General features: G+C 69.9%; 12 protein-coding genes. 4 read left to right on the forward strand and 8 right to left on the reverse strand.

The genetic code is table 11. The features are described 5' to 3' along the window. Positions 1-2 precede the first annotated feature (2 nt). The 6 genes from PSQ21_RS06185 to PSQ21_RS06210 form a co-directional block, all read right to left on the reverse strand. Positions 3-1,271, reverse strand: a complete 1,269-nt coding sequence (locus PSQ21_RS06185; protein ID WP_274029391.1) for a cysteine desulfurase — start codon at positions 1,269-1,271, stop codon at positions 3-5. Further along, on the reverse strand, positions 1,268-2,032 hold the full coding sequence (sufC, locus tag PSQ21_RS06190; RefSeq protein ID WP_007448470.1) for a Fe-S cluster assembly ATPase SufC: 765 nt from the start codon (positions 2,030-2,032) through the stop codon (positions 1,268-1,270). The genes PSQ21_RS06185 and sufC overlap by 4 nt, the downstream gene beginning before the upstream one ends. A gap of 7 nt (positions 2,033-2,039) precedes the next feature. After that, positions 2,040-2,357, reverse strand: coding sequence for a bifunctional 3-phenylpropionate/cinnamic acid dioxygenase ferredoxin subunit (locus PSQ21_RS06195; RefSeq protein ID WP_097867842.1), 318 nt, complete (start codon positions 2,355-2,357; stop codon positions 2,040-2,042). Beyond that, entirely contained in the window at positions 2,357-3,538 is a 1,182-nt protein-coding gene (sufD, locus tag PSQ21_RS06200) for a Fe-S cluster assembly protein SufD (protein ID WP_274029392.1), read from the reverse strand. Before sufD ends, PSQ21_RS06195 begins: the two co-directional genes overlap by 1 nt. Before the next feature lie 261 nt (positions 3,539-3,799). Then, positions 3,800-5,221, reverse strand: a complete 1,422-nt coding sequence (gene sufB / locus PSQ21_RS06205) for a Fe-S cluster assembly protein SufB (RefSeq protein ID WP_003969891.1) — start codon at positions 5,219-5,221, stop codon at positions 3,800-3,802. Then, on the reverse strand, positions 5,218-5,961 hold the full coding sequence (locus PSQ21_RS06210; RefSeq protein ID WP_274029393.1) for a helix-turn-helix transcriptional regulator: 744 nt from the start codon (positions 5,959-5,961) through the stop codon (positions 5,218-5,220). The genes sufB and PSQ21_RS06210 overlap by 4 nt, the downstream gene beginning before the upstream one ends. A gap of 136 nt (positions 5,962-6,097) precedes the next feature. Here PSQ21_RS06210 and PSQ21_RS06215 point away from each other — a divergent pair, with 136 nt between their 5' ends. The 3 genes from PSQ21_RS06215 to PSQ21_RS06225 all read left to right on the forward strand — a co-directional run bounded on the left by PSQ21_RS06215 (position 6,098) and on the right by PSQ21_RS06225 (position 8,874). Next, entirely contained in the window at positions 6,098-7,039 is a 942-nt protein-coding gene (locus PSQ21_RS06215) for an ABC transporter ATP-binding protein (RefSeq protein ID WP_274029394.1), read from the forward strand. Beyond that, positions 7,036-7,803 carry an ABC transporter permease gene (locus tag PSQ21_RS06220; RefSeq protein ID WP_274029395.1) on the forward strand — a complete coding sequence of 256 codons (768 nt, stop codon included), beginning with the start codon at positions 7,036-7,038 and terminating at the stop codon, positions 7,801-7,803. Before PSQ21_RS06215 ends, PSQ21_RS06220 begins: the two co-directional genes overlap by 4 nt. Before the next feature lie 87 nt (positions 7,804-7,890). Beyond that, positions 7,891-8,874 (forward strand): COX15/CtaA family protein, encoded by a 984-nt coding sequence (locus PSQ21_RS06225; RefSeq protein WP_274029396.1) that lies wholly within the window; start codon positions 7,891-7,893, stop codon positions 8,872-8,874. A gap of 152 nt (positions 8,875-9,026) precedes the next feature. On the opposite strand, the gene PSQ21_RS06230 is transcribed toward PSQ21_RS06225, so the two are convergent. Together PSQ21_RS06230 and PSQ21_RS06235 are read right to left on the reverse strand one after the other, a co-directional pair. Further along, positions 9,027-9,404, reverse strand: coding sequence for a hypothetical protein (locus PSQ21_RS06230; protein ID WP_274029397.1), 378 nt, complete (start codon positions 9,402-9,404; stop codon positions 9,027-9,029). A 92-nt stretch (positions 9,405-9,496) separates the two neighbouring features. After that, positions 9,497-10,450 (reverse strand): heme o synthase, encoded by a 954-nt coding sequence (locus PSQ21_RS06235; RefSeq protein WP_274029398.1) that lies wholly within the window; start codon positions 10,448-10,450, stop codon positions 9,497-9,499. A gap of 285 nt (positions 10,451-10,735) precedes the next feature. Here PSQ21_RS06235 and tkt point away from each other — a divergent pair, with 285 nt between their 5' ends. Then, positions 10,736-12,823: a transketolase gene (gene tkt, locus PSQ21_RS06240; protein WP_274029399.1), complete on the forward strand. Its 2,088-nt coding sequence runs from the start codon at positions 10,736-10,738 to the stop codon at positions 12,821-12,823. Positions 12,824-12,830: the final 7 nt, after the last annotated feature.

Here is a 12,830-nt window from a genome sequence, read left to right on the forward strand (position 1 = left end):
CCTCAGCCGAAGAAGTTCCGGACGTGCTCCAGACCGTCCACCAGGGCGTCGACCTCGGCGGGCGTGGAGTACAGATAGAACGACGCTCGCGTCGTCGCGGGAATTCCGTACCGCAGGCAGACCGGGCGGGCGCAGTGGTGGCCGACCCGGACGGCGATGCCCAGCTCGTCGAGGACCTGGCCCACGTCGTGCGGGTGGATGTCGCCGAGCGTGAAGGAGATCGTGGCGCCGCGGTCCTCGGCCGTCGCCGGACCGATGATCCGCAGGTCGGGAACCTCCAGAAGGCGCTTCACCGCGTACTCGGTGATCGCCTTCTCGTGGTTGTGGATCTTCTCCATGCCGATCGCCGAGAGGTAGTCCACGGCCGCGCCGAGGCCGACGGCCTGAGCGATCGGGGGCGTACCGGCCTCGAACTTGTGCGGCGCCGGAGCATACGTCGACGAGTGCATCGACACGGTCTCGATCATCTCGCCGCCGCCGAGGAAGGGCGGCAGGTCCTCCAGGAGCTCCTGCCGGCCCCACAGCACGCCGATGCCCGTCGGGCCGACCATCTTGTGACCGGTGAAGGCCACGAAGTCGGCCTGGAGCGCCTGCACGTCGAGCACCATGTGCGGGGCCGCCTGCGAGGCGTCGATGCAGACCAGCGCGCCGACCTGCTGGGCGCGGCGGATGATCTGCTCGACCGGGTTGACGGTGCCCAGGATGTTCGAGACCAGCGTGAAGGAGACGATCTTCGTCTTCTCGGTGATGATCTCGTCGATGTTCGACAGGTCGAGCCGGCCGTCGTCGGTGATGCCGAACCACTTCAGCTTCGCACCGGTGCGCTGCGAGAGCAGCTGCCACGGCACGATGTTGGAGTGGTGCTCCATCTCCGTGGTGACGATCTCCGTGTCGCTGTCCACCCGATAGGGCTCGTCCGCCCAGCCGAGCATGTTCGCCACGAGGTTGAGCGACTCCGAGGCGTTCTTGGTGAAGATCACCTCGTTGCGGCTCGGCGCGTTGATGAAGGCCGCGACCTTGTCACGGGCGCCCTCGTACAGCGCGGTGGCCTCCTCGGCGATCGTGTAGACGCCGCGGTGCACGTTCGCGTTGTGGCGCTCGTAGTACGTGTTGAGCGCGTCGAGGACCTGGCGCGGCTTCTGCGAGGTCGCCGCGGAGTCCAGGTAGATGACCTTCTTGCCGTCGTGGACCGTGCGGTCCAGGATCGGGAAGTCCTTGCGGATCGCCTCGGTGTCGAGGAGGCCGGTGAGCCCCTGTCGGGCGTCAGTCACGCGGAAGCGCCACCCTTCGTGTAGGCCTCGTAGCCCTCGTTCTCCAGCTGGTCGGCCAGCTCGGCGCCGCCGGAGGCCGCGATACGGCCGTTGGCGAAGACGTGCACGAAGTCGGGCTTGATGTACTTCAGGATGCGGGTGTAGTGCGTGATCAGCAGCGTGCCGACCTCGCCGGTCTCGCGGACCCGGTTGACACCCTCGGAGACGGTCTTGAGCGCGTCGACGTCCAGGCCGGAGTCGGTCTCGTCCAGGACGGCGATCTTCGGCTTGAGGAGCTCCAGCTGGAGGATCTCGTGGCGCTTCTTCTCACCGCCGGAGAAGCCCTCGTTGACGTTGCGCTCGGCGAAGGCGGGGTCCATCTGGAGTCCGGCCATCGTCTCCTTGACCTCCTTGACCCACGTCCGCAGCTTGGGGGCCTCGCCGCGGATGGCGGTGGCGGAGGTGCGCAGGAAGTTGGAGACCGAGACACCGGGGATCTCGACCGGGTACTGCATGGCGAGGAACAGGCCGGCGCGGGCCCGCTCGTCGACGGACATCTCCAGGACGTCCTCGCCGTCCAGGGTGACCGTGCCGCCGGTGATCGTGTACTTGGGGTGACCCGCGAGCGAGTACGCGAGGGTGGACTTGCCGGACCCGTTGGGGCCCATGATGGCGTGGGTCTCGCCCTGCTTCACGGTCAGGTCGACGCCCTTGAGGATCTCCTTCGTGGCGTTGTCGGCCTCGACGGTGACGTGCAGGTCGCGGATTTCAAGCGTTGCCATGGGTGACTCAGGACTCCTGGGTGACGGAGACGAGCACATCGTCCCCTTCGATCTTGACGGGGTATACGGGGACGGGGCGCGTCGCGGGAAGACCGGACGGCTTGCCGGTGCGGAGGTCGAACGACGATCCGTGCAGCCAGCACTCGATCGCGCAGTCCTCCACCTCGCCCTCCGAGAGGGACACGTTCGCGTGCGAGCAGATGTCGTTGATCGCGAACACCTCGCCCTCGGTGCGGACGACGGAGACGGGTGTGCCGTCGAGCTCCACCCGCTTGGGGGTGTCGTCCTCCAGCTCACTCAGCGCACAGACCTTGACGAAGGCCATCAGACGGACGCCTTCAGCTCGGTCTCGATCTTCTCGATGAGACGCGCTTCGACGTCCGGCAGGCCGATCTGCTGGACCAGCTCGGCGAAGAAGCCGCGCACGACGAGTCGGCGGGCCTCCTCGGCCGGGATGCCGCGGGACTGGAGGTAGAAGAGCTGCTCGTCGTCGAAGCGGCCGGTCGCCGAGGCGTGGCCGGCGCCGACGATCTCGCCGGTCTCGATCTCCAGGTTGGGTACGGAGTCGACCCGGGCGCCGTCGGTGAGGACGAGGTTCCGGTTCATCTCGTAGGTGTCGGTGCCCTCGGCCGCGGCCTGGATGAGGACGTCGCCGATCCAGACGGCGTGCGCGCCGTCGCCCTGGAGGGCGCCCTTGTACACCGCGTTGGACTTGCAGTGCGGGGTGTTGTGGTCGACCAGGAGGCGGTGCTCCTGGTGCTGGCCCTTGTCGGTGAAGTACAGGCCGAAGAGCTCCGCCTCGCCGCCGGTGGCCGCGTAGGCCACCCGGGGGTGCAGGCGCACCAGGTCGCCGCCGAAGGTGACGACGATCGACTTGAAGGAAGCGTCCCGGCCCACCAGCGCGTTGTGCTGGCCGACGTGGACGGCCGTGTCGTCCCAGTCCTGGACGGAGACGACGGTCAGCTTCGCGCCGTCGCCCAGCACGTAGTCGACGTTGGCGGCGAGCACCGCGTCACCCGTGTGGTCGATGACGACGACGGCCTCGGCGAAGGCTCCCAGCTGGATGAGCTGGTGGCCGTACGCGACGCCGCCCTCGCCGTGCACGGCGATCCGGATCGGCTCGGTGAGCACGGCTTCCTTGGCGACGGTGACGACCGAGGCCTGCTCGAAGGAGCTGTACGCCTGGGCGGCGACCCGGTCCACCGGGGTGCCGGCCTTGCCGAGCCGGGAGTCGTCGCGGCCGACGGTCTCGACCGTGACGCCCTCGGGCGCCTCGATGGCGACCTTCACGCCGCCGCCGCTCGCGACCGCGGTGCCGTCGTGCAGCCCGCGCAGCCGCTCCAGCGGCGTGAAGCGCCACTCCTCCTCGCGGCCGTGCGGGACGGGGAAGTCCGCGACGTCGAAGGACGGGGGTGCGCTCATACGGGTGGCGACGGTCGACTCGGCGGCCACCGCGATGGAGCCGGCGGTGGTGGAGCCCGCCGGAGTGTTCTGAGCCTCAGCCATGGCTGTCGTAGTGCTCGCTTTCTTCAGTCAAGAACTCGGGGGATTCGGTGGGGCGGGGACGGCCGCGGACGGCCGTCCCGGTGGTCCTCGGGCGAGGACCTAGGACCTCTCGTTCGGATCATGCCGGGCTCGCGGACCCCGGCACGCGCATCTGCGGCGTTGTCGTCGGTCGCCAATGCTCCGCAGTGACTCCCTCCTCCGCCTTGCAGCTGCACGCACCGGACCCCGCTCCCTGATCCGGCCCGATCCGAACGACAGGACCTAGCCGACCGAACCCTCCATCTGCAGCTCGATCAGCCGGTTGAGCTCCAGGGCGTACTCCATGGGCAGCTCCTTCGCGATCGGCTCGACGAAGCCGCGCACGATCATCGCCATGGCCTCGAACTCGGTGAGTCCGCGGCTCATGAGGTAGAAGAGCTGGTCCTCGGAGACCTTGGAGACGGTCGCCTCGTGGCCCATCGACACGTCGTCCTCGCGGACGTCGACGTAGGGGTAGGTGTCCGAGCGGGAGATCGTGTCGACGAGCAGGGCGTCGCAGAGCACGTTGGACTTCGCGCCCGGCGCGCCCTCGCCGATCTCGATCAGACCGCGGTAGGACGTACGGCCGCCGCCTCGCGCCACCGACTTGGAGACGATGTTGGAGGAGGTGTTCGGGGCCATGTGGACCATCTTGGCGCCGGCGTCCTGGTGCTGGCCCTCGCCCGCGAAGGCGATGGACAGCGTCTCGCCCTTGGCGTGCTCGCCCATCAGGTAGACGGCCGGGTACTTCATGGTCACCTTGGAGCCGATGTTGCCGTCGACCCACTCCATGGTCGCGCCCTCGTAGGCCACGGCCCGCTTGGTGACCAGGTTGTAGACGTTGTTCGACCAGTTCTGGATGGTCGTGTAGCGGCAGCGGCCGCCCTTCTTCACGATGATCTCGACCACGGCGCTGTGCAGCGAGTCCGAGGAGTAGATCGGGGCGGTGCAGCCCTCGACGTAGTGGACGTAGGCGTCCTCGTCGACGATGATCAGCGTCCGCTCGAACTGGCCCATGTTCTCCGTGTTGATACGGAAGTAGGCCTGGAGCGGGATGTCCACGTGGACGCCCTTGGGCACGTAGATGAACGAGCCGCCGGACCAGACGGCCGTGTTCAGCGAGGCGAACTTGTTGTCACCGACGGGGATGACGGTGCCGAAGTACTCCTTGAAGAGCTCCGGGTGCTCCTTCAGCGCGGTGTCGGTGTCCAGGAAGATGACGCCCTGCTCCTCCAGGTCCTCGCGGATCTGGTGGTAGACGACCTCGGACTCGTACTGCGCGGCGACGCCGGCGACGAGGCGCTGCTTCTCCGCCTCGGGGATGCCGAGCTTGTCGTACGTGTTCTTGATGTCCTCGGGCAGGTCCTCCCAGGAGGCCGCCTGCTTCTCCGTGGACCGCACGAAGTACTTGATGTTGTCGAAGTCGATGCCCGACAGGTCCGAGCCCCAGTTCGGCATGGGCTTCTTGCCGAAGAGCTTGAGGCCCTTGAGCCGCAGCTTCAGCATCCACTCGGGCTCGTTCTTCTTCTCCGAGATGTCGCGGACGACAGCCTCGGAGAGACCGCGCTTCGCCGCCGCGCCTGCCGCGTCGGAGTCGGCCCAGCCGAATTCGTACGTACCCAGACCCTCGAGCTCAGGGTGGGCAGTCTCCGTGGGGAGCGTCATGCGGGGTTCCTCCCGGCCGTGCTTGCAGATGCTGAATGGGTGGTCTGTGGGGGTGGAGCGTGGCCACTGCGCGGCACGTAAGTCGTGCACACGCCATCGCCATGGGCGAGGGTGGCCAGACGCTGCACATGGGTCCCGAGGAGGCTGGAGAAGAATTCCGTCTCCGCCTCGCACAGCTGTGGGAACTGCTCGGCGACATGCGCCACCGGGCAGTGGTGCTGGCACAGCTGCTCGCCCTGCTGCGGTCCCGGCGCGCTTCGCGCCATAGCAGCGTACCCGTCGGCCGACAGGGCCTTGGCCAGGGCCTCGGTGCGCCCTTCGGGCGCCACGGCCTCGACCGCGGCGCGGTACGCCTCGCCCGTCGCGGCCATCCGGGCGCGGGCGAAGGCGAGGACCGCCTCGTCGCCCCCGGACTCGGCGATGAAGCGCAGGGCGTCGGCCGCGAGCTTGTCGTAGGACTGGTCGAAGGCGTCCCGGCCGCAGTCCGTCAGGGCGAACACCTTGGCGGGCCTGCCGCGGGTCCGCGCCCCGTAGACCCGCTGTTCGCGGGCTTCGACGACCCCGTCGGAGACGAGTGCGTCCAAGTGGCGGCGGACGGCGGCCTGGGTGAGGCCGACGCGCTTGGCGAGATCCGCGGCGGTGGAGGGGCCGTGGTCCAGGATGGAGCGCGCGACCCGGTTGCGCGTCGAACGCTCACCGGTCGCGAGTTCCTCCTGAGGAGCCCGTCCGTCATATTTCACAACACCATTGTTGCGTAATTCGTTCGGCCCTGACAACCACGGCCCGGAACGATCTACGGTGCGGTTCGTCACTTAGGGTTACCTAATCTGGCCCCGGGAGCCGCCCCCTCGGGGACCCTGCCTAGACTTGACCGCCATGGAGAACGAGCCCGTCGTACAGGTCAAGGGCCTGGTGAAGCGGTACGGCACGAAGACCGCGGTGAACGGCCTCGATCTGGTGGTCGCGACCGGCGCGGTGACCGCCGTCCTCGGCCCGAACGGCGCCGGGAAGACCACCACCATCGAGACCTGCGAGGGCTACCGCCGCCCCGACGCCGGCACCGTACGGGTCCTCGGCCTCGATCCGGTCGCCGACGCCGAGCGGCTGCGCCCGCGGATCGGGGTGATGCTCCAGTCCGGCGGCGTCTACTCCGGAGCACGCGCCGACGAGATGCTCCGCCACATGGCCAAGCTGCACGCCCACCCCCTCGACGTGGACGCCCTGACCGAACGCCTCGGCCTCGGCGACTGCGGCCGGACCGCCTACCGGCGGCTCTCCGGCGGCCAGCAGCAGCGCCTCTCGTTGGCCATGGCGGTCGTCGGACGGCCCGAGCTGGTCTTCCTGGACGAGCCGACCGCCGGTCTCGACCCGCAGGCCCGCCGATCCACCTGGGACCTGGTGCGCGAACTGCGCGCCGACGGGGTGTCCGTGGTGCTGACCACCCACTTCATGGACGAGGCCGAGGCGCTCGCCGACGACGTCGCGATCATCGACGCGGGCCGGGTCATCGCCCGGGGCAGCCCGGAACAGCTCTGCCGGGGCGGCGCCGAGAACACCCTGCGCTTCACCGGACGCCCCGGGCTGGACCTCGGCTCCCTCGTCAAGGCGCTGCCCGACGGCTCCGGGGCCGCCGAGCCGCTGCCGGGGACGTACCGGATCACCGGGGTCATCGACCCGCATCTGCTGGCCACCGTGACCTCCTGGTGCGCCCAGCACGGCGTGATGCCCGAGGGCATCTCGGTGGAGCGGCACACCCTGGAGGACGTCTTCCTCGAACTGACCGGCAAGCAACTGACCGGCAAGGAGCCGCACGCATGAGCGCCGGTACGTACACCCCGCGCCCCGGCGCGGCCCCGCTCCCCCGGATGATCGCCGCGCAGACCGCGCTGGAGACCCGGATGCTGCTGCGCAACGGCGAGCAGCTGCTGCTGACGGTGATCATCCCGGCGCTGCTGCTGGTGCTGTTCAGCGCGGTCGACATCGTGGACACCGGCTCGGGCGCGTCGGTCGACTTCCTGGCCCCGGGCATCCTGGCGCTCGCCGTGATGTCGACCGCCTTCACCGGCCAGGCCATCGCCACCGGCTTCGAGCGCCGTTACGGGGTCCTCAAGCGGCTCGGAGCCTCCCCGCTGCCCCGCTGGGCCCTGATGACCGCGAAGACGCTGTCGGTGCTGGTCACCGAGGTGCTCCAGATCGTCCTGCTGACGGCGATCGCCTTCGCGCTCGGCTGGTCGCCGCACGGCAACCCGCTCTCCGTGCTGCTGCTGCTCGTCCTCGGGACCGCCGCGTTCTCCGGGCTCGGGCTGCTGATGGCGGGCACGCTGAAGGCGGAGGCGACGCTCGCCGCCGCCAACCTGGTGTTCCTGCTGCTGCTGGTCGGCGGCGGGGTCATCGTGCCGCTGGAGAAGTTCCCGGACGCGGTGCAGTCGATCCTGGGCCTGCTGCCCGTGTCGGCGCTCTCCGAGGGGCTGCGGGACGTCCTCCAGCACGGTGCGCCGATGCCGTGGGCCCAGGCCGGGATCCTGGCGGTGTGGGCAGCGCTGGGGCTCGGCGCGGCGGCGAGGTTCTTCCGCTGGGAGTAGCCCGCAGGGGCCGTACGGCTGGACGTGTCCGGGCAACCGGGTACGAACCCACCCCCTCGTGAAAACATGCACAAGCCCCGTCCTACGATGGTCCGCGTGGAAACCCCCATCTCCCTCATCGCCAAGCGCTGGACGCCGTCCACCAAGGTGGTGAAGCGCGCCGCGCTCTCCGCCGTCCTGATGAGCGTCTTCATCATCGTCACCGGCGGGGCCGTCCGGCTCACCGGTTCGGGTCTCGGCTGCGACACCTGGCCCAAGTGCACCGACGACAGCCTCTTCGCGACGCCCGAACAGGGGCTGCACGGCGCGATCGAGTTCGGCAACCGGATGCTGACCTACGTCCTGTCGGCCGCGGTCGGCTGGGCGATCATCGCCATCAGTTCGGTCAAGCCGCGCCGCCGCAAGCTCGCCCGGCTGGCCTGGCTGCAGTTCTGGATCGTGCTGGGCAACGCCGTCCTCGGCGGGATCACGGTCTGGGCGGGCCTCAACCCCTGGACGGTGGCCGGGCACTTCCTGCTGGCCAACGCGCTCCTCGCGGTCGCCGTGGTCACCTGGGTGCGGGTCGGCGAGGGTGACGGCCCGCCGCGCCCCCGGGCTCCGCTGCCGGTACGGCGCCTGGCCTGGGCCATCGTGGCCACCACGGTGGTCCTGATCGTCCTGGGCACCTCGGTGACGGGTTCAGGCAAGCACGCGGGCGACAGCAGCGACGTACCGCGCATGCCGTGGGACTGGTCGGCCGCCGCCCATGTCCACGCCATCTCCGCCTGGGTCGTCTGCGCCCTGGCCATCGCGATGTGGCTGGCCCTGCGGGTGGTCGACGCCCCGTCCGACACCCGGGCCCGCGCCCGCGACCTGCTGATCGTGCTGCTCGCCCAGGGCGCGATCGGGTACGTCCAGTACTTCAGCGACGTCCCCGAGATCCTGGTCGGCGTCCACATGTTCGGCTCGGCCATCCTGTGGATCGCCGTGGTCCGGCTCGTCCTGAGCATGCGCGAGCGCGGCGACGACGCCGGCGCCCCGCTGCCGGGCCCGTCCGCCGAGCGGCCGGAGTCGACACCGGCGGCGGTCTGACACGGACGGGCATGCGTGAGGGGCGGCGGGCCGGTGGCCCGCCGCCCCTCACGTATGCCGTGCGTCCGCACGTCCCGACGGGTGAACCCCCTGTCAGGTGTTGCCCCTCGGCGCCGGGAGCGGCCCTGTCGCCTCAGCGGCCGGGTGTCGTCTCAGCGGTCGTTGGAGGGGCCGCCGACCTGGATGCCGGCCATGCGGGACCACTCGTACGGGCCGGTGCGGACCTTGAGTGCGAACTCGCCGTCGAACTCCTCGTGCAGGGTGATGCCGGACTTCCGCGCCGCGTTCTCCGCCACGGCGTAGGTCGGGGCCACGAGGTCGCCCCAGGCGCCGTCCTCGCCGACCAGGACGATGCGGGCGCCCGCCTGGCCGAGGTAGGCGAGCTGCCCCTCCGCGCCGCCGTGCTCCTTGGCGAAGGCGCCGATCTCGCGGGCGAGCTTCACCGCCCTGCGGTCGGCACGCGCCGCCTTCCTGGCGTCCGTGCGTGAGGTCTGCCCGCTGTCGCTTGCGTCTGCTGCCTTCTCTGCCATGAACAGGATGCTACCGATGGGTAGATGAACTGGCGACGGGCGGGGCGCGTGGCCTGTGCCACGCGCCCCGCCCGTACGGCCGGAGAGGAACCTCAGCGGAGGAAGGGGTCCACCGCGACGGCGAGGAAGAGGAGGGAGACGTAGGTGATGGACCAGTGGAAGAGCCGCATCTCCTTGAGCTTGGCCCCGGTCACCCCGGCCTTGGCCCGGTTCTGCAGGCCGTGGGCCTCCCAGAGCCAGGCGCCGCCGGACAGCAGCGCCACCGAGGTGTAGAACCAGCCGGTGTAGCCGAGCGGGGTGAGCAGCAGCGAGACCGCGACCATCACCCAGCTGTAGAGGACGATCTGCTGGGCGACCACCCGATTGGAGGCGACCACCGGGAGCATCGGGACGCCGACCCGGGCGTAGTCGTCCTTGACCTTCATCGACAGCGGCCAGTAGTGCGGCGGCGTCCAGAAGAAGATGACGGCGAAGAGGATGACGGCGGCCCAGGAGAGCTCGTTCGTCACGGCGGACCAGCCGATGAGGACCGGCATGCAGCCCGCGATGCCGCCCCAGACGATGTTCTGGGAGGTGCGGCGCTTCAGCAGCATCGTGTAGACGACGACGTAGAAGAGCAGCGCGCCGAGCGCGAGAGCGGCCGAGAGCCAGTTGACGAGCAGACCGAACCAGACCGTCGAGATCACCGCGAGGGCGATGCCGAAGGCGAGGCATTCGCGGGGGCTGATCATGCCCGTGACCAGCGGACGCTGGGACGTGCGGTCCATCAGCGCGTCGATGTCACGGTCGATGTACATGTTCAGCGCGTTGGCGCCACCGGCGGAGAGATACCCCCCGATGGTGGTGGTGAGAACGAGCCACAGGTCGGGTACACCCTGGGCAGCGAGGAACATCACCGGAACGGTGGTGATGAGCAACAGCTCGATGATCCGTGGCTTGGTAAGCGCCACGAAGGCCTTGACGCGGGCCCCGAACGGGCGATGGCCCCCCGGGCTGGGAGTCAAGGCGACCCCTGCGGGTCGGGACTCGACGGCCGTCACGCACACCCCTGACAGAGAAATCCCAGCAAGCTCCGGGCGAGGAGGCCCGGTGAAGACTTGCGCGAACCCGTTCACTCTAGACGTTGCGGATACGCCGTCCTTCGCGGGGGTGGGGTCGTGTTGGGGGTGACCCTTGACCGGTGTGCGCATTCCACGGGAGGCGAACTCCACCGGTCGCCCACACCCTGGAAAGTGCTCGGAAAGTGTGCGTGTCAACGGGGGTAGGCTCGACAGCGCCCGGTGCGGTAACAGTCACCGGCCTACGACAGTGGAGAGGAGCCCTGACTCAGGGTGAGCATCAAGCCGACCACCGCAGACTTCCAGTGGACCGATGTGGACCAGCGGGCCGTGGACACCGCCCGTGTTCTCGCCGCGGACGCCGTACAGAAAGTCGGAAACGGCCACCCGGGCACGGCGATGAGCCTGGCTCCCGCCGCGTACACCCTGTTCCAGAAGGTGATGCGGCACGACCCCGCGGACGCCGAGTGGACCGGCCGCGACCGGTTCGTCCTCTCCGCCGGCCACTCCAGCCTGACGCTCTACATCCAGCTCTACCTGGCCGGCTACGGCCTGGAGCTGGAGGACCTCAAGACCTTCCGCACCTGGGGCTCCAAGACCCCGGGCCACCCGGAGTACGGCCACACCACCGGCGTCGAGACGACGACCGGCCCCCTGGGCCAGGGCGTCGCCAACGCGGTGGGCATGGCCATGGCCGCCCGCTACGAGCGCGGCCTCTTCGACCCCGAGGCGGCTCCCGGCACCTCCCCGTTCGACCACATGGTGTGGGTCGTCGCGGGTGACGGCTGCCTCCAGGAGGGCATCTCGGCCGAGGCGTCCTCGCTGGCCGGACACCAGAAGCTGGGCAACCTGGTCCTGCTCTGGGACGACAACCACATCTCCATCGAGGGCGACACGGAGACCGCGGTCTCCGAGGACACGTGCAAGCGGTACGAGGCCTACGGCTGGCACGTCCAGCGCGTCGACCAGCTCCCCAGCGGCGACCTGGACCCGGCCGGTCTGTACGCGGCGCTGCAGGCGGCCAAGGCCGAGACCGAGCGCCCCTCGTTCATCGCGGCCCGCTCGATCATCGCCTGGCCCGCCCCGAACGCCCAGAACACCGAGGCCGCGCACGGCTCGGCGCTCGGCGACGACGAGATCGCGGCGACCAAGCGGGTCCTCGGCTTCGACCCGGAGCAGACCTTCGAGGTCTCCGACGAGGTCATCGGCCACACCCGCGAGGCGCTGGACCGCGGCCGTGAGGCCCGCGCGGAGTGGGACAAGTCGTTCGCCGCCTGGCGCACGGCCAACCCGGAGCGCGCCGCCTCCTTCGACCGGATCGCCGCGGGCGAGCTGCCGGAGGGCTGGGAGGAGAAGCTCCCCGTCTTCGAGCCCGGCAAGTCCCTGGCCACCCGTGCCGCCTCCGGGAAGGTGCTCCAGGCGCTCGGTGAGACCGTGCCCGAGCTGTGGGGCGGCTCCGCCGACCTGGCCGGGTCGAACAACACCACGATCGACAAGACGTCGTCGTTCCTCCCGGTGGGCAACCCGCTGCCGGAGGCCGACCCGTACGGCCGCACGATCCACTTCGGGATCCGCGAGCACGCCATGGCCGCCGCCATGAACGGCATCGCGCTGCACGGCAACACCCGGATCTACGGTGGCACCTTCCTGGTGTTCTCCGACTACATGCGCAACGCGGTGCGGCTCTCCGCGCTGATGCACCTGCCGGTCACCTACGTGTGGACGCACGACTCGATCGGCCTCGGCGAGGACGGCCCCACCCACCAGCCGGTCGAGCACCTGGCCTCCCTGCGCGCCATCCCGGGCCTGAACATCGTGCGCCCGGCCGACGCCAACGAGACCGCCATCGCCTGGGCCGAGATCCTGCGCCGCTACACCAAGGAGTTCGGCAAGGGCGCCCCGCACGGTCTGGCGCTGACCCGGCAGGGCGTGCCGACGTACGAGGCGAACGAGAACGCGGCCAAGGGCGGCTACGTCCTGTTCGACGCCGAAGGCGGCGAGCCGCAGGTGCTGCTCATCGCGACCGGTTCCGAGGTCCACCTCGCCGTCGGGGCGCGCGAGCAGCTCCAGGCGGCCGGTGTGCCGACCCGGGTCGTCTCGATGCCGTCGGTCGAGTGGTTCGAGGAGCAGGACCAGGGTTACAAGGACAGTGTGCTGCCGCCGTCGGTGAAGGCGCGCGTCGCCGTCGAGGCGGGCATCGGCCTGACCTGGTACCGGTACGTCGGCGACGCCGGCCGGATCGTCTCGCTGGAGCACTTCGGGGCCTCGGCCGACGCGAAGGTGCTGTTCCGGGAGTTCGGCTTCACGCCCGAGCACGTGGCCGCCGCCGCGCGGGAATCCCTCGCCGCCGCCACGCGCTGACGCCGAT

Source organism: Streptomyces sp. MMBL 11-1, from assembly GCF_028622875.1.
GTDB lineage: Bacteria > Actinomycetota > Actinomycetes > Streptomycetales > Streptomycetaceae > Streptomyces.

Excerpts from the sequence above, each read along its gene's own strand:
- sufC (WP_007448470.1), bottom strand. The coding sequence starts at position 2,032 with ATGGCAACGCTTGAAATCCGCGACCTGCACGTCACCGTCGAGGCCGAC.
- PSQ21_RS06195 (WP_097867842.1), bottom strand. The coding sequence starts at position 2,357 with ATGGCCTTCGTCAAGGTCTGTGCGCTGAGTGAGCTGGAGGACGACACC.
- sufD (WP_274029392.1), bottom strand. The coding sequence starts at position 3,538 with ATGGCTGAGGCTCAGAACACTCCGGCGGGCTCCACCACCGCCGGCTCC.
- sufB (WP_003969891.1), bottom strand. The coding sequence starts at position 5,221 with ATGACGCTCCCCACGGAGACTGCCCACCCTGAGCTCGAGGGTCTGGGT.
- PSQ21_RS06215 (WP_274029394.1), top strand. The coding sequence starts at position 6,098 with ATGGAGAACGAGCCCGTCGTACAGGTCAAGGGCCTGGTGAAGCGGTAC.
- PSQ21_RS06220 (WP_274029395.1), top strand. The coding sequence starts at position 7,036 with ATGAGCGCCGGTACGTACACCCCGCGCCCCGGCGCGGCCCCGCTCCCC.
- PSQ21_RS06225 (WP_274029396.1), top strand. The coding sequence starts at position 7,891 with ATGGTCCGCGTGGAAACCCCCATCTCCCTCATCGCCAAGCGCTGGACG.
- PSQ21_RS06230 (WP_274029397.1), bottom strand. The coding sequence starts at position 9,404 with ATGGCAGAGAAGGCAGCAGACGCAAGCGACAGCGGGCAGACCTCACGC.